Origin of the sequence: Curtobacterium salicis (assembly GCF_011759505.1) — a bacterium.
GTDB lineage: Bacteria > Actinomycetota > Actinomycetes > Actinomycetales > Microbacteriaceae > Curtobacterium > Curtobacterium salicis.
Map to the genome: position 1 here is coordinate 407,396 of NZ_JAAOYO010000003.1, position 21,069 is coordinate 428,464.

The 21,069-nt window shown below is 72.2% G+C and carries 23 protein-coding genes; 15 read left to right on the plus strand and 8 right to left on the minus strand.

Going from position 1 to position 21,069, the window contains the following annotated elements:
• Window positions 1-67: 67 nt before the first annotated feature.
• Window positions 68-1,507 carry a DUF4832 domain-containing protein gene (locus E9228_RS10465; RefSeq protein WP_166780500.1) on the plus strand — a complete coding sequence of 480 codons (1,440 nt, stop codon included), beginning with the start codon at window positions 68-70 and terminating at the stop codon, window positions 1,505-1,507.
• 124 nt (window positions 1,508-1,631) lie between these two features.
• On the plus strand, window positions 1,632-2,090 hold the full coding sequence (locus E9228_RS10470; protein WP_166780501.1) for a DUF3817 domain-containing protein: 459 nt from the start codon (window positions 1,632-1,634) through the stop codon (window positions 2,088-2,090).
• Window positions 2,091-2,189: 99 nt separating this feature from the next.
• Here the strand turns inward: E9228_RS10470 and E9228_RS10475 are convergent, their stop codons facing one another.
• Window positions 2,190-4,400 (minus strand): NADP-dependent isocitrate dehydrogenase, encoded by a 2,211-nt coding sequence (locus tag E9228_RS10475; protein WP_166780502.1) that lies wholly within the window; start codon window positions 4,398-4,400, stop codon window positions 2,190-2,192.
• 151 nt (window positions 4,401-4,551) lie between these two features.
• Complete coding sequence (locus E9228_RS10480; RefSeq protein ID WP_166780503.1) at window positions 4,552-5,040, minus strand: hypothetical protein; 489 nt, start codon at window positions 5,038-5,040, stop codon at window positions 4,552-4,554.
• A gap of 147 nt (window positions 5,041-5,187) precedes the next feature.
• Here E9228_RS10480 and E9228_RS17345 point away from each other — a divergent pair, with 147 nt between their 5' ends.
• The 4 genes from E9228_RS17345 (at window position 5,188) to E9228_RS10500 (ending at window position 8,635) form a co-directional block, all read left to right on the plus strand.
• Window positions 5,188-6,150 (plus strand): M23 family metallopeptidase, encoded by a 963-nt coding sequence (locus tag E9228_RS17345; protein ID WP_166780504.1) that lies wholly within the window; start codon window positions 5,188-5,190, stop codon window positions 6,148-6,150.
• Window positions 6,151-6,281: 131 nt separating this feature from the next.
• Window positions 6,282-7,190 carry a helix-turn-helix transcriptional regulator gene (locus E9228_RS10490; RefSeq protein ID WP_166780505.1) on the plus strand — a complete coding sequence of 303 codons (909 nt, stop codon included), beginning with the start codon at window positions 6,282-6,284 and terminating at the stop codon, window positions 7,188-7,190.
• 63 nt (window positions 7,191-7,253) lie between these two features.
• Window positions 7,254-7,988 carry a methyltransferase domain-containing protein gene (locus E9228_RS10495; protein ID WP_166780506.1) on the plus strand — a complete coding sequence of 245 codons (735 nt, stop codon included), beginning with the start codon at window positions 7,254-7,256 and terminating at the stop codon, window positions 7,986-7,988.
• Between the two features lie 167 nt (window positions 7,989-8,155).
• The gene (locus E9228_RS10500; RefSeq protein WP_166780507.1) at window positions 8,156-8,635 is read left to right on the plus strand and encodes an FBP domain-containing protein; all 480 of its coding nucleotides are present in this window, start codon (window positions 8,156-8,158) and stop codon (window positions 8,633-8,635) included.
• Window positions 8,636-8,722: 87 nt separating this feature from the next.
• Here the strand turns inward: E9228_RS10500 and E9228_RS10505 are convergent, their stop codons facing one another.
• Entirely contained in the window at window positions 8,723-9,709 is a 987-nt protein-coding gene (locus E9228_RS10505; protein WP_166780508.1) for an aldo/keto reductase, read from the minus strand.
• A gap of 184 nt (window positions 9,710-9,893) precedes the next feature.
• Window positions 9,894-10,304: a hypothetical protein gene (locus tag E9228_RS10510; protein WP_166780509.1), complete on the minus strand. Its 411-nt coding sequence runs from the start codon at window positions 10,302-10,304 to the stop codon at window positions 9,894-9,896.
• Between the two features lie 103 nt (window positions 10,305-10,407).
• Here E9228_RS10510 and E9228_RS10515 point away from each other — a divergent pair, with 103 nt between their 5' ends.
• The 6 genes from E9228_RS10515 to E9228_RS10540 all read left to right on the plus strand — a co-directional run bounded on the left by E9228_RS10515 (window position 10,408) and on the right by E9228_RS10540 (window position 16,754).
• The gene (locus E9228_RS10515; RefSeq protein WP_166780510.1) at window positions 10,408-10,944 is read left to right on the plus strand and encodes a thioesterase family protein; all 537 of its coding nucleotides are present in this window, start codon (window positions 10,408-10,410) and stop codon (window positions 10,942-10,944) included.
• On the plus strand, window positions 10,941-11,567 hold the full coding sequence (locus E9228_RS10520) for a YdeI/OmpD-associated family protein (protein WP_166780830.1): 627 nt from the start codon (window positions 10,941-10,943) through the stop codon (window positions 11,565-11,567). Before E9228_RS10515 ends, E9228_RS10520 begins: the two co-directional genes overlap by 4 nt.
• Window positions 11,568-11,576: 9 nt before the next feature.
• Window positions 11,577-12,458, plus strand: coding sequence for an aldo/keto reductase (locus E9228_RS10525; RefSeq protein WP_166780511.1), 882 nt, complete (start codon window positions 11,577-11,579; stop codon window positions 12,456-12,458).
• 167 nt (window positions 12,459-12,625) lie between these two features.
• The gene (locus E9228_RS10530; protein WP_252727979.1) at window positions 12,626-13,216 is read left to right on the plus strand and encodes a PadR family transcriptional regulator; all 591 of its coding nucleotides are present in this window, start codon (window positions 12,626-12,628) and stop codon (window positions 13,214-13,216) included.
• The gene (locus E9228_RS10535) at window positions 13,213-13,944 is read left to right on the plus strand and encodes an ABC transporter ATP-binding protein (protein WP_166780512.1); all 732 of its coding nucleotides are present in this window, start codon (window positions 13,213-13,215) and stop codon (window positions 13,942-13,944) included. The genes E9228_RS10530 and E9228_RS10535 overlap by 4 nt, the downstream gene beginning before the upstream one ends.
• Window positions 13,941-16,754, plus strand: a complete 2,814-nt coding sequence (locus E9228_RS10540; protein ID WP_166780513.1) for an FtsX-like permease family protein — start codon at window positions 13,941-13,943, stop codon at window positions 16,752-16,754. Before E9228_RS10535 ends, E9228_RS10540 begins: the two co-directional genes overlap by 4 nt.
• 66 nt (window positions 16,755-16,820) lie before the next feature.
• On the opposite strand, the gene E9228_RS10545 is transcribed toward E9228_RS10540, so the two are convergent.
• Window positions 16,821-17,105, minus strand: a complete 285-nt coding sequence (locus tag E9228_RS10545) for a hypothetical protein (protein WP_166780514.1) — start codon at window positions 17,103-17,105, stop codon at window positions 16,821-16,823.
• Window positions 17,106-17,291: 186 nt separating this feature from the next.
• Here E9228_RS10545 and E9228_RS10550 point away from each other — a divergent pair, with 186 nt between their 5' ends.
• On the plus strand, window positions 17,292-17,510 hold the full coding sequence (locus tag E9228_RS10550) for a type II toxin-antitoxin system HicA family toxin (RefSeq protein WP_166780515.1): 219 nt from the start codon (window positions 17,292-17,294) through the stop codon (window positions 17,508-17,510).
• A gap of 8 nt (window positions 17,511-17,518) precedes the next feature.
• Entirely contained in the window at window positions 17,519-17,923 is a 405-nt protein-coding gene (locus tag E9228_RS10555; RefSeq protein ID WP_166780516.1) for a sigma factor-like helix-turn-helix DNA-binding protein, read from the plus strand.
• Window positions 17,924-18,040: 117 nt separating this feature from the next.
• Here E9228_RS10555 and E9228_RS10560 read toward each other — a convergent pair whose 3' ends face one another.
• From E9228_RS10560 to E9228_RS10570, 3 genes are all read right to left on the minus strand, one after another.
• The gene (locus E9228_RS10560) at window positions 18,041-18,706 is read right to left on the minus strand and encodes an SDR family NAD(P)-dependent oxidoreductase (RefSeq protein ID WP_166780517.1); all 666 of its coding nucleotides are present in this window, start codon (window positions 18,704-18,706) and stop codon (window positions 18,041-18,043) included.
• An 88-nt stretch (window positions 18,707-18,794) separates the two neighbouring features.
• Window positions 18,795-19,196 carry a (R)-mandelonitrile lyase gene (locus tag E9228_RS10565; RefSeq protein WP_166780518.1) on the minus strand — a complete coding sequence of 134 codons (402 nt, stop codon included), beginning with the start codon at window positions 19,194-19,196 and terminating at the stop codon, window positions 18,795-18,797.
• Between the two features lie 125 nt (window positions 19,197-19,321).
• The gene (locus E9228_RS10570; RefSeq protein WP_166780519.1) at window positions 19,322-19,828 is read right to left on the minus strand and encodes a hypothetical protein; all 507 of its coding nucleotides are present in this window, start codon (window positions 19,826-19,828) and stop codon (window positions 19,322-19,324) included.
• A gap of 120 nt (window positions 19,829-19,948) precedes the next feature.
• Here E9228_RS10570 and E9228_RS10575 point away from each other — a divergent pair, with 120 nt between their 5' ends.
• Window positions 19,949-21,067 carry a PQQ-dependent sugar dehydrogenase gene (locus tag E9228_RS10575; RefSeq protein ID WP_166780520.1) on the plus strand — a complete coding sequence of 373 codons (1,119 nt, stop codon included), beginning with the start codon at window positions 19,949-19,951 and terminating at the stop codon, window positions 21,065-21,067.
• The last annotated feature ends 2 nt before the right edge of the window (window positions 21,068-21,069 follow it).

Here is a 21,069-nt window from a genome sequence, read left to right on the forward strand (position 1 = left end):
CATTCGCGCAGGTTTCGCCACCAGGGGGTGTCGATCCACACCTGCGCCGAGGACAGGGGCTCGTCCGATGCAGCACCGCACCATCACCACCGCCGCGCTCGCGGCCGTGATCGCACTCGCCGTACCGACCAACGCGTGGGCGTCGTCGTCACACAGCGACCACCATCCCGCGCCGACCAGCTCCACCGTGACCTACACGGCGAGCGACGCCGTCATCCCGAACCCCCAGCGCGGGTTCGACCACACCACCGAGACGCACTACCGCGCCGACGGCAGCGGGTACGTCCCGCTCGACCAGGCCACTCTCGAGGGCTACCGCGCCGACGGCGTCACCCAGATCGTCCGGGTGTTCTACATGGAGGCCTTCGTCGACCAGCGGCACCTCAGCCGCACCTGGCTCAAGCTGGTGCAGCACGACTACGACACGGCCCGTGCGGCCGGCGTCAGCGTGATCACCCGCTTCGCCTACGTCCAGGGCGGCGCCTACCCGTACTCGGCTCCGTACGGCGACGCCGACCTGCCGACCGTGCTCGCGCACATCAAGCAGCTCACACCGGTCCTCCGCCGCAACGCCGACGTGATCCCGACCCTGCAGGAGGGCTTCATCGGCCTCTGGGGTGAGGGGTACTACACCGACCACTTCGCCAGCGACCCGACCAACCCGGGCGTGCTGACCGACGCCGACAAGGACGCCCGACGTCAGGTCATCGCGGCCGAGCTCGCCGCCCTGCCGTCCAGCCGCTCGATCCAGGTCCGCACCATGCAGATGAAGCAGGACGCCCTCCGCACCACGTCCGGCACCGCCGGAGCGCTCACGCCGCAGCAGGCGCACGACGGGTCGGCGGCATCCCGCATCGGCCACCACAACGACTGCTTCCTCGCGTCCCCCGACGACTTCGGCACGTTCCTGACCGACCCGCTGTCGCTCGACCAGGACTACCTTGCCGCCGATTCGCGGTACGTCCCGGTCGGTGGTGAGACCTGCGCCGTGAACGCGCCGCGGTCCGAGTACCCGTCCGCCTCCGCCGAGATGGCGAAGTACCACTACAGCTACCTGAACCTCGACTACAACAAGGACGTCCTGTCGACCTGGGGTCAGGCCGGCATGACCGACGCCGCGAAGAAGCTCGGCTACCGGTTCACGCTCACCTCGAGCACCGTGACCTCGGGCAAGCACGCTGCCGTGTCGGTGTCCGTCCGGAACGACGGCTGGGCCGCGCCGTACAACCACCGACCGGTGCAGCTCGTGCTGACGAACGGCCACCGTCGGGTCACCGTGCCCGTGCGTGCCGACGCGTCCTCGTGGCAGCCCGGCACCACCGCGACCGTCACCGCGTCGCTCCGGAAGGTGCCGTCCGGCAAGTGGGACGTCGCACTCGCGATGCCCGCCGCCGAGCGGTCCGTCGCCCGTGACCCGGCGTTCGCGATCCAGACCGCGAACGTCGGCACCTGGGACGCCGAGGCCGGCGTCAACGAGCTCGGGCAGGTGGTGACCGTCCGTCGCTGACGCGGACCGCCGAACGACGCAGACAGGACGCCCCGGACCCATCCGTCCGGGGCGTCCCGTCGTGTGGCTGTCGTCCGGCAGTCGTGCACGCGTCTTCCACCCGGAGTCCGCCACGATGGAGGCCATGACCCCTCGATCCCTGTTCCGCGGCCTGGCGATCGCCGAACTCGTGACCTGGACCCTGCTGCTGGTCGGCATGCTGCTGGAGTACGGCCTCGGTGCCGGTGACTGGCCCGTCCGGGTCGGCGGTGGCGTGCACGGCTTCGTGTTCCTGGCGTACCTCGTCGTCACGACGGTCGTCGCGGTGAACCAGCGGTGGTCGTTCGGCGCGACGGTGCTCGGCTGGGTGAGTGCGATCGTGCCGTACACGACGCTGCCGTTCGAGGTCGGCGTCGCCCGCCGCGGCATGCTCGACGGTGGGTGGCGTCGCGGCCCCGAGGCCGGGGAGCGCCCGGGTCCGCTCGACCGGCTGCTCTTCGTCGTGGTGGCGCACCCGTTCCTGGCTGCGGCGGTCGGGGTGGTCCTGGTGGCGCTCGTCTTCGTGGTGCTGCTGACGATCGGCCCGCCGGTCCCGTCGCGCTGACGGGTCGCGACCGGTCTGGTCGGGCGGGCAGCACCACAGACGGACGGGAGGCCCGGTGCCAGCTGGCACCGGGCCTCCCGTCCGTGGTGGGGTCGCGCGCTACAGGCTCGCGAGCGCCGCGTTCAGCGTCGCCGACGGACGCATGACCGCACTGGTCTTGGCGTCGTCGGGCCGGTAGTAGCCGCCGATGTCCGCCGGGTGACCCTGCACCGTGGCGAGCTCGGCGACGATGGTGTCCTCGTGCTCGGCGAGGGTCGTCGCCAGGCCCTGGAACGCCGCGGCGAGCTCGGTGTCCTCGGTCTGCGCAGCGAGCTCTTCGGCCCAGTACTTCGCCAGGTAGAAGTGGCTGCCGCGGTTGTCGATCGAGCCGAGCTTGCGGCCCGGGGACTTGTCCTCGTCGAGGAACGTCCCGGTGGCCCGGTCGAGCGTGTCCGCCAGCACCTTTGCGCGGGCGTTGCCGGTGACGCCGGCCAGGTGCTCGAGGCTGACCGCGAGGGCCAGGAACTCGCCCAGGCTGTCCCAGCGCAGGTAGTTCTGCTGCACGAGCTGCTGCACGTGCTTCGGTGCGGAACCACCGGCCCCGGTCTCGAACAGGCCGCCGCCCCCGAGGAGCGGGACGACGGAGAGCATCTTCGCCGAGGTGCCGAGCTCCATGATCGGGAACAGGTCGGTCAGGTAGTCACGCAGGACGTTGCCGGTGACGGAGATGGTGTCCTCGCCACGACGGATGCGGTCGAGCGAGAAGCGCATGGCGTCTTCCGGCGACAGGATCTCGATGTGCAGCCCGTCGGTGTCGTGCTCCTGCAGGTAGGTGCGGACCAGACCGATCAGGACGGCGTCGTGGGCACGGGTCTCGTCGAGCCAGAACACGGCCGGGGTGCCGGAGTTGCGGGCGCGGGTGACGGCGAGCTTCACCCAGTCGCGGATCGCGATGTCCTTGGTCTGGCAGGCACGCCAGATGTCACCCTGTTCGACGTCGTGCTCGAGCACGGTCTCGCCGGCGGCGTTCGTGACGCGGACGACGCCGTCGCCCGGCAGCTCGAAGGTCTTGTCGTGCGAGCCGTACTCCTCGGCCTTGAGGGCCATGAGTCCGACGTTCGGCACCGAGCCCATGGTCGCCGGGTCGAAGGCGCCGTAGGCACGGCAGTCCTCGATGACGGCCTGGTAGATGCCGGCGTAGCTGGAGTCCGGGATGACCGCGACGGTGTCGTGCTCGTCGCCGTCCGGGCCCCACATGTGGCCCGAGGTGCGGATCATCGCGGGCATCGAGGCGTCCACGATGACGTCGCTCGGGACGTGCAGGTTCGTGATGCCCTTGTCCGAGTCGACCATGGCGAGGTCCGGGCCGGCGTCGATGCCGTCCTGGAACGCCTGCTTGATCTCGGCGCCGTTCGGCAGCGCGTCGAGGCCGGCGTAGATCGAGCCCAGGCCGTCGTTCGGGGTGAGCCCGGCGGCGGCGAGGTCGGCTCCGTAGCGCGCGAACACGTCGGGGAAGAACGCCCGGATGACGTGCCCGAAGATGATCGGGTCGGAGACCTTCATCATCGTGGCCTTGAGGTGGACCGAGAACAGCAGGTCCTCGTCCGCGGCGCGCTGGATCTGCTTGCGGAGGAACTGCTCGAGCGCGGCGACGTGCAGCACGGTGCCGTCGACGACCTCTCCGGCGACCACGGGGATCGACTGCTTGAGCACCTGCTCGCTGCCGTCCTGCCCGACGAAGGTGATCGTCAGGGTGTCGTCGGCCGGGGCGACCCAGGTCTTCTCGTTGGAGCGGAAGTCGTCGACGCCCATGGTGACGACGTTCGTCTTCGAGTCGCTGCTCCACTTGCCCATGCGGTGCGGGTGCTTGCGGGCGTAGTTCTTGACCGACAGCGGTGCACGACGGTCCGAGTTGCCCTCGCGCAGGACCGGGTTGACGGCACTGCCCTTCACGCGGTCGTACCGGGCGCGGGCGTCGCGCTCGTCGTCCGTCGTCGGCTCGTCGGGGTAGTCGGGCAGGTCGTAGCCCTGCGACTGCAGCTCGGCGATGGCGACCTTGAGCTGCGGGATCGAGGCGGAGATGTTCGGCAGCTTGATGATGTTCGCCTCGGGCGTCCCGGCGAGCTCGCCGAGCTCGGCCAGTGCGTCGTCCAGGCGCTGCTCAGCACTGAGCCGCTCCGGGAACAGGGCGATGATCCGGCCCGAGAGGGAGATGTCGCGGGTCTCGACGTCGACCCCCGCGGTCTTCGCGAAGGACGCGATGACGGGCAGGAAGGAGTGGGTGGCGAGGAACGGGGCCTCGTCGGTGAGCGTGTAGATGATCTTGGCCATGCTGGCGGGTACTCCCTTGTTCGCGCGGTCCGTGCCCCCCACGCTACTCGCGGCGTGAGATGTCTCGACATCAAGATACCGGTCCTGTGGACGAGCACCAGTGCCGGGCGGACCTGTGGAGGAAGGGCCCAGCCGCAGGGGGACGGATCGCTCAGACCGTCAGACGGAACACCCGGAGACCGGCGGCACGGAGACCCGCCGTCCCGAGCCGGGTGCGCAGGTTGCGGAAGGGCCGGCGGAACCCCGACCAGGCCGTCGCCGCACCGAGCTGGTGCAGGACCTCGGCCGTGAGGGCGCGTTCCAGCTTCGGTGCGAGCCGCGTCGCCCGCGAGACGGTGATGACGATGCGCACGGCACCTGGTCGGAGCAGGGGTTGGATCAGCTCCGCCGCCTCCTGGGCGCGGTGGAAGGCCGGGTCGTCGCCCGGACGGCGGATCGCGATGACGGCGAGCTCCGCGTCCGCGGTCTCGTGCAGCTCCGGCACGTCGTCGACACCGACGACGTGCATCCGCGCTGCGTCCACACCGGCTCGGACGGCTGCCACCCGGAGGACCGGGAGCAGGTCCTGGGTGCCGGCGAGCACGACCTCCGCCGACCGGAGGTCGATGGGTTCGTGCCGCTCCCGCGGCGATCGGGCCATGAGGGGTCCTCTCCGTCGCTTCCCCCGACACTACTGATCCCCGGCCGGGAGGGACGGATCCCGTCGTTCCGCGCGCCGACGACCGCAGGTGGCCGCGGAACACGGGGCTGTACAACCGGACAGCTTCGTGCAGAATGGGCTCCGGCCATGACTCCCCCAGATGCAGACCACCCCAGCAGCACGCCCGTCGTGCACCTGACGCGTCGTGCTGCCCTGGCGGCGGAACGGGCCGAGCAGGCCGCCGCGTCGACGCCGCGCCCCCGAGCGCCACGACCGGCTCCCGTTCCGACCCCGCTCGTCACGGCCCCCACCGTCCCGACCCCGGCCGCCGTGCACGCCGACACCCGCATCCGCCGGGTCCCGCGCCGCGCGGTCGCGATCGCCAGCACCGCACCCGCCGCCGCCGGCCGGCGCTCCGGTCGCGGGGTCCGCGCCAGCCGCCTCACCCTGACCAGCGCCGCCGCCGCACTCGCGATGTTCGGCGCCGCCGCGATGCCCGCCCACGCCAGCACCGGACCGTCCTCCGCGATCTCGACCCTCGCCCCGGCCGTCAGCACGCAGGACTTCGCCGTCACGCAGGTGGCACTGCCGAGCACCTCACGCGACGGCTTCACGGTCGGTGGCGGGGTCGCGTCGACGAAGGCCGGGGCCGTGGTGGCCGGCGAGACCGTGACCTACGGCGGCGACGTCCGCTCGCCCTTCCCGGGCCCGGTCCGGATGAGCTCCGGCTTCGGCTACCGCACCGCGCCGTGCGGTGCGTGCTCGTCCCTGCACCAGGGGCTCGACTTCAACCCGGGCATGGGTGCTCCGATCGGCGCCGTGGCCGCGGGCACCGTCCGGGTCGCGGGCACGTACTTCTCGTACGGCGAGACCGTGGTCATCGACCACCAGGTGGACGGCCGGAAGGTCTCGACCCTGTACGGCCACATGATCCCCGGGTCGTCGCCGCTCGAGGTCGGCGACCGCGTGGAGCCCGGCCAGTTCATCGGCAGCGTCGGGTCCTCCGGGGTCTCGACCGGGGCGCACCTGCACCTCGAGGTCCTCATGGACGGCACCCTGCCGGTCGACCCGGCCGCCTGGCTCGCCGCACACACCGGCCGCGCCCTCTAGCCGGAGCGCATCCGGCAGCGCCGCGCCGCGGCGACCCGACGACGGACGGGAGGCGCGCCTCCGGACCGGTGCCGGGCCTCCCGTCCGACGGTCCGCAGCCGGGCACACCGGCGGACACGTAGCCTGGGGACATGGGTATCGACGTCCGCAACGAGATCCGCGACTTCCTGTCCAGCCGCCGAGCGCGTCTCACCCCGGACCAGGCCGGCATGCCGTCGTTCGGCGGGGGCACCCGCCGCGTCCCCGGACTCCGTCGGCACGAGGTCGCGATGCTCGCCGGCGTCAGCGTCGACTACTACACACGACTCGAACGCGGCACGCTCAAGGGCGTCTCCGAGGGTGTGCTCGACGGTCTCGCCACCGCCCTGCAGCTGGACGAGGCGGAGCGTGCACACCTGGCGGACCTCGCGCACCTGGCGAACTCCGGCGTGAAGACCACCCACCGTGCGGTGCCGACGTCGGTGCGGCCCGCGGTGCAGCGCCTGCTCGACGCGATCACCGGCGCCCCGGCCTGGGTGCGCAACGAACGGCTCGACATCGTCGCCGCGAACACCCTCGGCCACGCGCTCTACGCGCCGGTCTTCGCCGGTGCCGGACGCCCGGTGAACACGGCGCGCTTCGCGTTCCTCGACCCCGCGGCCCGCGACTTCTTCCCCCGGTGGGAGCAGACCGCCCGCGACGCCGTGGCCGTCCTCCGCACGACCGCGGCCTCGAACCCGTGCGAGCCCGGACTCATGACGCTGGTGAGCGAGCTCTCGGCGAAGAGCGAGGAGTTCCGCACCTGGTGGGCCGAGCACGACGTCCACGTGCACCGCTCCGGCCGGAAGCACCTGCACCACCCGATCGTCGGCGACCTCGAGCTGACGTTCGAGGCGCTCGACCTGGTCGCCGATCCGGGTCTGACGGTGTTCACCTACGGCGCCGACGCCGGGTCGGAGTCCGAGCGGTCCCTGTCGCTCCTCGGCACGTGGGCCGCCACCGAGCTCGCTGAGCAGCGGGCCGCGGCACGTTCGCCGGAGTCGGTCGACCAGGTCGACTGAGGCCGACCGGGATCGACTTCGTCAGTCCGGGTGCCGCCGACGTCCCCGCCGTAGGCTGACGGCGTGACGAGGACTGCGGACGGACCGGCCGGCGACGCCGAGCACGGCAGGATCGACGGCACCGTCGACGGCTCGTCCCGCCATCGTCGCCCGGAGCCCGTCTTCGAGCGGGCGATCCGGGTGGCGCTCGGGCAGGCCGACACCGTCCTCCACCTCAGCGCCGGTGCCGGAGCCGTGTCGTACGAGCCGCGCGACCGGGACGTCACCGCCGTCGAGCCCGCCGCCGGCGCACTGCCCTTCGCGGACGGGTCCTTCGACGCCGCCTCGTCGGCTTTCTCGCTGCCGGTGTGGCCCGATCTCGATCGAGGTCTCGCCGAGGTCCGACGGGTCACCCGCGGCCCCGTCGTCCTGCTCACCCGTGACCCCGCACGCATCGCGGACCACTGGCTCGCCGAGTACACCCCCGAGGTCCTGGCACGCGAGGCCCGACGGTGGCCGACACTCGAGCGCGTCGCCGACGCCCTGGGCGGCCAGGTGACGACGACCCGGGTCCCGATCCCCTTCACGTGTGTCGACGGGTTCTCCGAGGCGTACTACGCGCGGCCCGAACGGCTCCTCGACGCCGGTGCCCGTCGCGCCGACCCGGCGTGGGGTGCCGTCGACGAGATGACCGCCGCCCGGTCGGTCGCCGCCCTCCGCTCCGCCATCGAGGACGGCTCGTGGGACGCCCGGCACGGACGGCTCCGCGTGCAGCCGTCGTACCAGGGCTCGCTGGTGCTCGTCGTCGCCCAGCCGTAGGGTGCTGGTGTGAGCAACCGTTCCGAGGAGGTCGTCGGCGCCTGCGCCGGCATCAGGGCCTGACGCCCCCGCCGTGTCGTCCGACACGGCGTCGTCGTCGACCCCTCCCGAACGAACCGCACCCTGGACGCACACTGCTGCGCCGGTGCCAGAACGACAGGTCCACCATGCTCCCGATCACCGTCGAGGCCCTCCGCGCCTCGTTCGTCAACGCCTCCCGCCGCGAGGTCACCGAGATGACCGTCCCCGACCTCGACGCCGTCGACTGGGACGGCCTGACCTTCCTGGGGTGGCGTGACCCGAAGACCCCGCGCCGTGCCTACGCCGTCGTCCCGACGCTCGACGGCGACCTCGTCGGCATCGTGTTGCGGCAGGCCGAGGTGTCACCCCGCTCCCGTGCCCAGTGCTCGTGGTGCCAGGACGTCAAGCTGCCGAACGACGTCGTGTTCTCCAGCGCCAAGCGCTCCGGGCCGGCCGGACGGAAGGGCGACACCGTCGGCACGCTCGTCTGCCAGGACTTCCAGTGTTCGCGGAACGTCCGGAGGACCCCGCCGCCGGCGTACGAGGGCTACGACGTCGAAGCGGCGCGCCTCCAGCGGATGGAGGACCTGCAGCTGCGCGTCGCAGCCTTCGCCACCGAGGTCTGAGCGGAGCCCCGCGGAACGCAACGTGGGCGGCACCACGCAACGCGATCGCGTTGCGTGGTGCCGCCCACGTTGCGTTCCGCGGGAGGGTCAGCGGCCGATGCTCGACATGTCGGGGTAGCGGTCCCCGGTCGGCAGCGGCAGCGCCGACAGACGCTCGACCTGCTCCGGCGTGAGGGTGAGATCGGCGGCCCCGACGTTCTCCTCGAGACGCGAGACGCGCTTCGTGCCGGGGATCGGGACGATGTCGTCGCCCTGGGCGAGGAGCCACGCGAGCGCGACCTGGGCGGGGGTACCGCCGACCTCGTCCGCGATGCCCTTGACGGCGTGGACGATCTCCATGTTCGCCGCGAAGGCCTCCTCCTGGAAGCGGGGGTTCGCGGAGCGGAAGTCGTCGGCGTCCAGGTCGGACGGCTTCGTGATGGCGCCGGTGAGGAACCCGCGGCCGAGCGGCGAGTACGGCACGAGGCCGATCCCGAGCTCGCGCAGGGTGTCGAGGACGTCGCCCTCGGGGTCGCGCGTCCACAGCGAGTACTCGCTCTGCAGCGCGGTGATCGGGTGCACGGCGTGGGCCTTGCGGATCGTCGCGGCGCTCGCCTCGGACAGACCGATGTGGCGGATCTTGCCCTCCTGCACGAAGCCAGCGAGCTGTCCGATGACGTCCTCGATCGGCACGGCCGGATCGACGCGGTGCTGGTAGTAGAGGTCGATGTGGTCGGTGCCGAGACGGCGGAGCGACCCCTCGAGTGCGACCCGGACCGAGGCGGGGTCGCTGGAGATCCCGCGCTGCTGCGTCGGCGTCTCCTCGTCGGCCTCGTGCTTGTAGAGACCGAACTTCGTGGCGATGACGACCTCGTCGCGGCGGCCCCGCAGGGCTTCGGCGAGGAGTTCCTCGTTCGTGTACGGGCCGTACGCCTCGGCGGTGTCGAACAGCGTGACGCCGAGGTCGATGGCGCGGTGGATGGTGCGGATGGACTCGGCGTCGTCCGAGCCGGCACCCGAGTAGAAGGCGCTCATGCCCATGGTGCCGAGGCCGATCGCGCCGACCTGGAGGTCAGCGAGCGTGCGTGTCTGCATGCGGTGGTCCTTTCGTCTGCAGTCCCGGTGTACTCGCCCTGGGCCGGTCGGAGGGAGGCACTGACCGTGCCCGCCTGGCGGGAATGCACACGACGGTCGCGGATGCGGGCTTCCACGAACGACGACGGACCCGGTCCGCGCGGGTGCGCGGTGCCGGGTCCGTCGGGGTGGTTCGGGCTGGTGGTCAGCGCTTGCGGAAGTACGCGTTCGAGCTGGGGAGGAACATCAGCACGGCGGCGACGATGACCACGATGACGCCGATCGTGCCGACGATGTTGAACGCCGCTGCGATGCCGAGCACCTGCAGGATCGCGAGGACGAGCAGCACGATGCGGGCCCAGTTCCGGCCGTCACGCATCTTGAACACGATGAAGAGCTGGACGAGCGCGATGATGATCGCGAACACGGCGCCGATGGTGACGGCAGCACCGATCGCGGCACCCTGACCTTCGGCCTGCGCCTGGACCTGCGGCGACGACCCGGCACCGATGAAGCCGAGGACGCCACGGATGATCCCGAGGACGACCGTGACCAGCCAGAGGATGAACGAGACGGTGACGGGCGTCGGACGACCGGTGGCGGAGTTGGTGCTCATCGGAGGGTTCCCTTCGTGGCTCGGTGAGCCGGTTGACAGCAGTGAACCTGAACGTAGTCTCCGAAACGGCTGATGTCCGTTCTCCGCGTGGTCGGATCGTGGCGTGAACCTGACCTTCCGGCTCCTGCTGTTGACCCTGCGCGTGCGGCTGTCCCCGCGCCGCCGGCTGTCGCTGTGGGACGAGTCGCGGACCCCGTTCCGGGTGACGCTCACCGACCTGGACCCGCTCCGACACGTCAACAACGGCAAGTACCTGTCGCTGCTCGACCTGGGCCGCCTGGACCTGATGCTCCGTTCCGGTGCGTGGCGGGTCTTCGGCGAGCGCGGCTGGTACCCGGTGGTCGCCGCGCAGACGATCACGTACAAGCGGTCGTTGACGCTGGGGCAGCGCTTCGAGCTGCGCTCGCGGGTGCTCGGTGTCGACGAGCGCGCCGTCTACATGGAGCAGACCTTCGTCCGCCGCGGGGACGTCGTGGCGCGTGCGGTGGTGCAGGCCCGGTTCCTGCGTCGGACGGGAGGCTCGGTGCATCCCGACGAACTGCTCGCGGCGACCGGTGGGTCGCCTCGGGACCTGACCCTGCCGGAGTGGGTGTCGGCGTGGGCCGCGGCCGTGCGGGTCAGCGGCGACGGGCGGAGCTGAGCGTGGCTGCCGAGATCGAGCCGTTCGTCGTCGCCGACGCCGCCGCCTGGCGTGCCTGGTTGGACGGGCACGAGGACCTGTCCGACGGCGTGTGGCTGGTCCTCGCGAAGAAGGGCACGACGAGTCCGACGAGCCTGACGTACGCGCAGGCCCTCGACGAGGCGCTCTGCTCCGGGTGGATCGACGGGTCGAAGCGCGGGCTCGACGCGGCCACGTTCCTCCAGCGGTTCACCCCGCGGCGGAAGGCGTCGCTGTGGTCGCAGCGGAACGTCGGGCTGGTCGCGGACCTGGTCGAGGCAGGACGGATGCGGCCCCGGGGCCAGGCGGAGATCGACCGCGCGAAGTCCGACGGCCGGTGGGACCGGGCGTACGCGGGTGCGGCGACGGCCGAGGTGCCGGCGGACCTCCGGTCGGCGCTCGACCGGGTGCCGGCGGCAGCGGCACTGTTCGCGGACCTCGACGCGACGAACCGGTACGCGGTGGTGCACCGGGTGGTGACCGCTCCGAGCCCGACGGCGCGGGGGAACCGGGTGGCGAAGCTGGTCGGGATGCTCGAGCGCGGTGAGACGCCGTACCCCCGTCCCCGGGTGGACCCTCAGGACCGTGGTGCCGGGGAGGCGTAGACCGGGTGCATGACCACTGGCACTGACACCACGAACCGTCCGGCCGCTTCGTCCGGCACCTTCCGCATCGGCGGGGACCTCGAGGTCAACCGCCTCGGCTACGGCACCATGCAGCTCACCGGCCCGGGCGTGTGGGGACCGCCGAAGGACCACGACGAGGCCGTCCGGGTCCTCAAGCGCGCCGTCGAGCTGGGCGTGAACTTCTTCGACACGGCTGACTCGTACGGCCCCTACGTCGCCGAGGAGCTCCTCAAGGAGGCGCTGCACCCCTACGGCGACGACGTCGTCATCGCGACGAAGGCCGGCCTGACCCGTACCGGCCCGAACGAGTGGCCGCCGGTCGGCCGCCCGGAGTACCTGCGTCAGGAGGCCGAGATGAGCCTCCGCCGCCTGGGTCTGGAGCGCATCGACCTGTTCCAGCTGCACCGCATCGACCCGAAGGTCCCGCTGGAGGACCAGATCGGCGAGCTCAAGAAGCTGCAGGACGAGGGCAAGATCCGCCACATCGGTCTGTCCGAGGTCTCGGTCGACGACGTGAAGGCCGCGCAGGAGATCGCCACGATCGTCTCCGTGCAGAACCTCTACAACCTCACCGACCGGTCGGCCGAGGAGCTCCTCGACTGGTCGGAGCAGCAGGGCATCGGGTTCATCCCGTGGTTCCCGCTCGCGACCGGTGGCCTGACCGGTGACGACTCGCCGCTGACGGAGCTGGCGAAGCAGAAGGACGCCACCCCGGCGCAGGTCGCGCTGGCCTGGCTCCTCAAGCGCTCTCCCGTCATGCTGCCGATCCCGGGGACGTCGAGCGTCGACCACCTCGAGGACAACCTGCAGGGCGCGACGATCGAGCTGTCCGACGACGAGTTCCAGGAGCTGTCGAAGCTGCACAGCTGACGCAGTTCCGATCCAGGAGGCTCCCCACCGGTCCGGTGGGGAGCCTCCTGTCATCCGTTCGGATGATCTCCGCCCAGGCGCTTGCCGACCCATACCGAGTATGTGCATACTCGGTATGCCCGAGGGGAAGTGCTCCGCCGGGTCGAGGGGGAACGATGAGCGTTCGCATGGGCGTACTCGCACTGCTGGTGGCCGAGCCGGGCTACGGCTACCAGCTCCGGGGGGAGTTCGAGCACCGCACGGGGGGCAGCTGGCCGTTGAACATCGGCCAGGTCTACACGACGCTCGACCGGTTGGAGCGCGACGGCCTCGTGGCCCGCGGCGACGCCGACGACGACGGACACGTCGTCTACACGGCGACCGACGCGGGACGCGAGGCGGTCGACCGCTGGTTCAGCGAACCGGTGCCGGCGAAGCGCGGCCGTGACGAGCTCGCGATCAAGTTCGCCATCGCGGTCACCGTGCCCGGCGTGGACGTCCAGCGCCTCGTGCAGGTGCAGCGGACCGCGGCGGTCCGGGCGCTGCAGGACCTCACCCGGCTGAAGCGCACGACGGACCCGGCGACGGAGCTGGCATGGTCGCTCGTCCTCGAGTCGATGGTGTTCCAGGCGGAGTCCGAGGTCCGGTGGCTCGACCACGTCGAGTCGAGCGTCGCGCGGTACCAGCCGGCTCCCCGAGCGACGGCCGACACCCCAGACGACGAGGACGTGTACGGCAGCGAGCCGACCGGTCGCCGCGGCACGGGAGCCGTCCGATGAGCACCGCACCGCTGCTGGAACTCGATGCCGTCGCCGTGCAGTACGGCACCGGCGCGCAGGCTGTGACCGCCCTGGCCGGTGTCGACCTGACGATCCGACCGGGCGAGATGGTCGCCGTGATGGGCACCTCCGGCTCGGGCAAGTCGACGCTGCTGTCGGTCGCCGGCACCCTGATGCCGCCGACGAGCGGCGAGGTCCGCATCGACGGGGAATGGGTGTCCGACCGCCCCGCCCGCGAACTCGCAGCGCTGCGGCGACGGGTGCTCGGGTTCGTGTTCCAGGACTTCAACCTCATCCCCTCACTGACCGCGGTCGAGAACGTGGCGCTGCCGCTGGAGCTCGACGGCTGGCGGACCGGGCGTGCACGGAAGGCGGCGGAGCTCGCGCTCGAGAGCGTCGAACTCGGACACCGTCTGGACGCCTGGCCGGACGACCTCTCCGGCGGGCAGCGGCAGCGAGTCGCCATCGCCCGCGGGATCGTCGGGGACCGCAAACTCGTCCTCGCCGACGAGCCGACCGGTGCCCTCGACTCGCAGACCGGCGAGGTCGTGCTCCGCATGCTCCGCCGCCACGTCGACTCCGGCGCCGGCGCGCTGCTCGTCACCCACGACGCCCGGCACGCGGCCTGGGCAGACCGGATCGTGTTCCTCCGCGACGGCCGGATCGTCGACGAGTCGTCGTACGCCGGCGTCGAGCTGGCGCTGACGGACGCGCAGGACCGGCCGTGAGCGAGCGGCTCCGGCGGGACACGCACCGTCCGACGATCCGCACCCGTACCCCGTTCGCCGTCCGCCCGGCACTGCTGCTGGCCCGACGTCTGGCGTTCGCCCGGCCCGGGCGTGCGGTGCTCGTCGCGGCGCTCATCGGCTTGCCGATCGCCGGTCTGGCCGCCGGCGGGGTGCTCATCGCGTCGAGCACGCAGAGCACCGAGGACCGGTTGGCCGTCGAGCTCGGGCAGTCCGCGGCGATGCTCGAGGCGAACGGCCCGGACATCGCCGGCATGCGGCAGGACCCCGTCGACCGGTACACGTCGACCATCGACGAGAAGAGCCCGCTGCAGCGGTACTACGACCGCCCGGCCACCTCCGACGCCGACGCCAGCGCCTTCCCGACACCCGACCTGCTCGGCTCCGTGCCCGACGGTGCCGCGTCGATCCCGGTCCGGCAGGGCACCGCCGTCGTCAGCGGCCCCCGCGTCCCCGTCACGGTCAACGCCGTCGAGGGCCAGACCTGGGCCGGCGCACTGCAGGGCCACTGGGAACGCATCGACGGCGGCGTCCCGCGGTCCGGCAACGAGGTCCTCGTCACCCCGGCGACGCTCGACCGACTGCACATCGCGATCGGCCAGACGCTCGAGCTCAACGACCCGGTCCAGCGGCAGGTCACCGTCGTGGGGACGCTCCGCGACCTGGGGCAGCCCACGTCGAGCCTCGGGGTGTTCGGGGAGTGGGGCGCACTCGGACTCGAGGACGACACGACCGCGCAGGTGTTCCTGCCCGACCGCAGCGTCACGTGGCCCGAGATCCGGCGGTACAACGACCACGGGATCCTCGTGGAGTCGCGGGCAGTCGTGCTCGACCCACCCTTCCCGAGCGCGAGCACGCGCGGCTCCGGTTCCCTCATCAGCTACGGCTACGTCGGACTCGCCGGGGTGTTCGCCCTCTTCGAGGTCGGTCTGCTCGCCGCGGCCGCGTTCCTGGTCAGCTCCCGCGCCGACACCCGGACCCACGCGGTGCTCGCCAGCGTCGGCGGGGACCGGCGGTTCCTGTTCGCCGTGGTGTCCTCGTCGGGGCTCGTGCTCGGCGCCGTGGGAGCGATCGTCGGCACCGCGCTCGGCATCGTCGGCGGCGTCGTGGCCTTCCACCTGCTCGACTCCGGCGACCGGGCGCAGTACCCGGGCGTCCACCTGCCCTGGCTCGTGCTGCTCGTCGTGCTGGTCCTGGGCGTCCTGGCCGGATGGGCCGCGTCGCTCGTCGCCGCCCGGAGCGCCAGCCGGGTCGACGTCGACAGTGCACTCCGCGGCGCGACACGTCCCGCGCCGGTCTCCCGCCGACGCTGGGCAGCCGCTGCCGGTCCGGTGCTCGCCGCCGTCGGCATCGTGATGACCCTGGCATGCGGCATCGGCGTCCTCGCGCTGAACGCCCGACCGGTGCAGGAGGACCACCTGGCCCTCGTCGTCGGTGCCGGTGTCGCCCTCGGCCCCTGCCTGGCGCAGCTCGGGGTCGTCCTCGCCGCGCGTCGACTGCTCGGAGCCGTCGCCCGCATCGGTGAACGGTTCGGCCTGCCCGCCCGGATCGCCGTACGGGACGCCGTCCGCAACCCGGTCCGGACCGTACCGGTGCTCGCGAGCGTGATGAGCGTCGTGTTCGTCGCCACCGTCGTCCTGTCCTTCACCGCGTCGCAGACCACCCAGAGCAACGAGCAGTACGAGTTCCGGACCGCGACGGGCGTCGGGACGACCGCGGTCACCGACGTCGACGGAGCACCGGACGCGGAACTGACCGCCCGTGCAGTGCGGGTCGTGCGACAGGTCGTCCCCGAGGCCCACGTCCGCGTGCTCGGTGCCAGCGTCGAGAACCGCTCGGACGACTCCCCGGTCACGCTGCCGGTCGACGTCGACCGACCGGACTGCGCCTCGAGCGGCAGCGGAGCGTGCTCGGCCTGGTTGGTCGCTCCGGACAGCACCAGCCCGCACGTCCTCACGGGCAGTGCGGACGACCTCGGCATGCTCCTCGGGCACCGGCCCTCGCGCGCGGCGCGTGCCGCACTGGACCGGGGTGACGCCGTCGCGGTGCGCCCCGAGTTCGTCCACGACGGCGTCGTCCGGTTCGACACCCGCAAGGCGTCGCAGTTCGTGATGTTCGGTCAGCAGCCGACCGGCGAGCCACTGCACACGTCGACCGTGCCGGCCGTGGTCGAACACACCGACCAGCCGCTGCAGATCGCCGTCTTCCTCACCCCGCAGGGCGCCGCACGGCACGGTCTGGAGACCGCGCAGAACTACCTGGTCGGGAGCTTCCCCGACGGCATGTCGACGGAACGCTCCGACACCCTGGCCGCCACCTGGCAGGCGTCCGCCGGGCCCCAGGCCGACTCCTGGTACCCGTCGTTCACCATCGAGGCCGGACCGCAGGACCCGTTCCGTCCGATCGCCCTGGTCGTCGTCCTGCTCGCCGGCATCGTCACCCTCGGCGCGACGACGGTCGCGATCGGGCTCGCTCGCGCCGACGGTCGACGCGACGACGAGGTCCTCGACGCGATCGGTGCCTCCCCCGGCATCCGTCGTCGGGTCTCCACCTGGCAGGCGGCGGTGCTCACCCTGGTGGGTTCGCTGGTCGGCGTCGTCCTCGGGGTCCTGCCGCTCCGCGCACTCACCCTGCGCTTCACCCCGACGCCGCTCGGCGTCTCGCACCTGCCGTTCGCGCCGGACCCGACGACCCTCGTCGTGCTCGCGCTCGGGCTGCCGGTCCTGGTCACCGCCGGGGTGTGGACCGTCGCCGGGCGTCGGCGGCGGGTGGCGGTCCGCCGGACGGTCTGACCACCGGACGGGAGGCGCAGTGCCGTCTGGTGCCGCGCCTCCCGTCCGGTGCGCGGTCGCGCTCCGTCACTCGGTGAGTTTGATGAGCAGCGGCAGGAACAGCCCCGCGAGCCACGACAGCACCAGCACCGAGGCGCCGATCGCCAGGAGCCGGCGGCGACGGCGCTGCTTCGGGCTCTCCGCGATGCCCCAGACGCCGGCGCGGACGAGCAGGCGGTTCGCCTCGCCGACCAGCCGGCGGACCTCCGGGTCCTCCATGTCGAGGTCGCCGTTCTCGGCGTGCTCCGCGATCGCGGTGGCCTCGTCGACCGTCAGCGCGGTGTCGCCCGTCGCACGGTCCCTGCGTCGCATGCGCCCACGGTAGCCCGCGGGTGCCCGGAGGGCCACCGGTGGTGGCGGGCGCCCGCGGCGCGCGCCCGCGGCGCGGTCGCGCCGCACGGGAGGCGCGGGGCGGTCCGGCACCGCGCCTCCCGGAGGCCGTTCCCGACTTGTCAACAGGGGGCTGATGGACACCTCACCCCCCGGTAGATTACGATGATGCCGAAGCCACAGAAGTACCGGGACGTCGTGAAGGTCCTCCGTGCGAACGGATGGATCTTGCTGCGGTCCGGCAAGGGGTCACACGAGTTGTGGGGTCCGCCGGACGGCTCCGTGTACGAGGTCGTGAGCAACCACGGTCCCGGTGGCGAGATCAGCGCCGGCGTGGTCGGCAAGCTCCTGCGCAAGCTCCCGACCGCCCCCGACAACTGGCGATAGGAGAGACCATGGCCGACATCACGTACGCAGCCGTCGCGCGGAAGGACGGACGGTGGTGGACCGTCGAGGTCCCCGCGCTCGACGTCACCGGACAGGCTCGGAGCCTCAGCGAGGTCCAGGACGTGGCGCAGGAGATCGCCGGACTCGTGCTCGACGTCGACCCCACCGAGGTCCGGGTCGAGATCAACGTCGGTCTGCCCGAAGAGCTCGAGGCCAAGTGGCGGGCGGCACGGGAGCGCGCATCCCGAGCCGCGGCGGAACAACTGGCGGCAGCGGCCGAGAGTCGAGCCGTTGTCCATGCCCTCCGCGACCAGAAGTGGACCTACAAGGAAGCGGCTGCGGCACTCGGCCTCTCGGAACAGCGCGTGCACCGCATCGAACAGGCGAACGGGCGCGAACTCACCCCGGCGTGAGGGCGGATGGCGGGTGCGTGACCCGGCGCGGTCGGGCTGCGCCGGTCCGTACCAGCGGGCCGGCGCCGGACGGGAGGCGCGGGGCGGTCCGGCACCGCGCCTCCCGTCCGTCAGGGGTCACTCGGGCAGCGGCTCCGCGTAGGTGCGGAAGTCGCCGCGCTCGGTGTGGATTGACCACAGCCGCTCGGCGATCGACCGACCCGAGTGGTCGTCCTGGCCGTCGTCGATGCCGAACGGGATGATGAGCTGGCCGACGTGGACGTCCTCGTCGCGGACGGCGTCGTGGAGCAGCTGCGCGTACGCGGTCTCGCCGGCGAACGCGACCGAGGTGCCGGTGACGCGGGCTCCCGGGCGGACGGCACTGCCGCCGTTGACGAACAGGATCGTGCCGTGGCCGAGCGCCCGCATGCCGGGCAGCACCTGGCGGACGGCGTTCACGGAACCGTAGACCGAGAACTCGATCGGGCCGACGAGGTCCTCGGCGGTCGTCTCGAGGACGGGCCGCATGTACTCCTTGGCGGGAAGCGGGCTGTACTGCAGGACCTCGATCGGGCCGAGCTGCTCGGTGGCCTGCTCGAGCGCGTGGCGGAGCGAGTCGCCGTCGCGAACGTTCGCGGCGAACCCGGCCGCCTGGTGGCCCTGCTCACGGAGCGATGCGGCGAGTTCGTCGAGTCGTGCCTGGTTGCGGGAGATCAGGGCGACGGCGAAGCCCTCACGAGCGAAGCGTTCCGCGACGGCGAGCCCGAGGCCCTTGCCGGCGCCGACGATGGCGATGGTGGTCATGTGGTCCTCCGGGGACGGTCGGTGGTCGGTCCACTGAACCAGGCGGCCCGGTGCGGCAGCCCGGTGTCGAGGTCGGTGGCCGGGTCGGTCAGGGGCGGTGGTACTCGTCGTCGGCGACGTGCTCGAGCCAGGTCGTCGTCGTGGCGGGGTCCTCGGCGTTGTCGAGCATCGCCAGGTGCGCCATGAAGTCGTCGGGCGTGGCCCCGTGCCAGTGCTCCTCACCCGGGGGCGAGGTCAGCGTCTGTCCGGGGTGGAGCTCGACGACCCGACCGTCCCGCGTGCCGACGAGGGCGACCCCGTCGGTGACGTGCAGCGTCTGCCCCTTCGCGTGCGAGTGCCAGGCGGTGCGGGCGCCCGGCGCGAACCGGACCATCGCGACGGTCATGGTCTGCCCGGGCTCCTTCGGACCCGCGATGGGGTCGAGCCAGACATCACCGGCGAACATCTCGGGCGGGTTCTTCGTCGTGGGCTGCTTCGGTTCGATCTGCATGCCGTCGACGGTAGGACGATCGGGACCGCGTGGGGAGGCCCTGGTCGGGCACCCCTCAGCGGGCTGCAGGGCACACGCTCGTCAGCCGACCGCGGCGGCGGCCGGCCGCGCTCTGAGCCCCGACGTCAGCGCGCTGCGGGTGCCGTCGGCGTCCACCCCGGTGTGGCGATCGTGCTGTACCAGAGCGCGTACTCGGATCGGTCGCTCGTCCGCGCCCGGACCCACACCCCTGAGCCGGCGGGGACCGTCACCGGGATGCGTGCCGTCCGCCCACATCGGAGATCAGCCTTGCCCGCGAGGACGCCGCCCTCGCCGTCACGGCCCTCGGGGAAGACCCGGACCGTGACCCGGACCGCTCCGGCATCGCGGCAGACGGCGACGACGTCGTAGTCGCCGGCAGGGGTCGACTCGCTGATGAACCCGCCCTCGGAGCCGTCGCCGCTGCGGAGGAGCTGCCCGCCGCCGCTGTCCCAGCCGTCGGGATCGGCGACGGCGTCGGCCGTCCGGTCGAGCCAGGCCTGTGCGGAACGCTGCCGGTCGGCGTCGGTACCCGTGCACGCCGTCAGTGCCAGGACGCCGAGCACGAGTGCGACGGTGGCGACGACCCGACGGCCGCGGGCAGTGGACCTCATGACCGGAGCATGGCACGGCCGACCGACCGACACGACGAGCGTGTCCGCGTCCCGCAGACGCCCAGCCCCTCCGCACCTCCGCGGGGTGCAATCGATCCACACCATCCCCGGAGGCACCCCATGACGCGGATCCGTCGAACCGTTGCGGCGGCGAGCGTCGCGCTCGTCGCCCTGGCCCTGACCGCCTGCATGAGTGACGACCGGAGCGGACCGTCGGGCGCACCCCGCGCCTCCACCCCGGCCGACCTGGCGACGGGGCAGGTCGCGCCGGACGGAGCGACGACCGACGTGGTCACCGGGCTGGAAGCGCCCTGGTCCGTCGTGCGCACCGGTCACGGAGCCGACGCACTCGTCAGCCTGCGCGACTCGGCGGAGGTGCTCGAGCTGACAGCGGACGGCGAGACCCGCACCGTGGGCATCGTCCCCGGCGTCCAGCACGGTGGCGAGGGCGGGCTGCTCGGCCTCGCGCTGCACGACGACGACCTGTTCGTGTACTCGACGGGCGAGGACGGCAACCGCGTCGAGCGCTACGACCTGCGGGGCTCGGCGGGCTCGTACGAGCTCGGCGACGCCACGACGCTGATCGACGACCTGCCCGCGAACACGTTCCACGACGGCGGCCGGATCGCGTTCGGCCCGGACGGCATGCTCTACGCCAGCGTCGGTGACGCCGGGGCGAGCGAGGACGCGCAGGACCAGGACTCGCTGGCCGGCAAGATCCTCCGGCTGACCCCGGACGGCGATGTGCCCGATGACAACCCGTTCCCGGGCTCCCCCGTCTGGAGCCTCGGGCACCGGAACGTGCAGGGGCTCGGCTGGAGCGCGGACGGCACGATGTTCGCCTCCGAGTTCGGGCAGGACCGCCGCGACGAGCTCAACGTCATCGAGCCGGGCAGCAACTACGGCTGGCCCGAGGTCGAGGGCTCCGGGGGCGAGGACCGCGGCTTCGTCGACCCGGTGCAGCAGTGGGCCACCGACGACGCCAGTCCGAGCGGCCTGGCCGTCGTCGGCGACACCGTGTTCATCGCGAACCTGCAGGGCCGGGTGCTCCGCGGCGTCCCGGTCGACGACCCGGGCACCGCGCGGGAGTACTTCGCCGGCGAGTACGGCCGCATCCGCACGGTCCTGGCCGGGCCGGACGACACCCTCTGGTTCGTCACGAACAACACCGACGGACGCGGCGACCCGGGCGCGGGCGACGACCGGATCGTGCAGGTCCCGTTGACCACCGGGTCCTGACG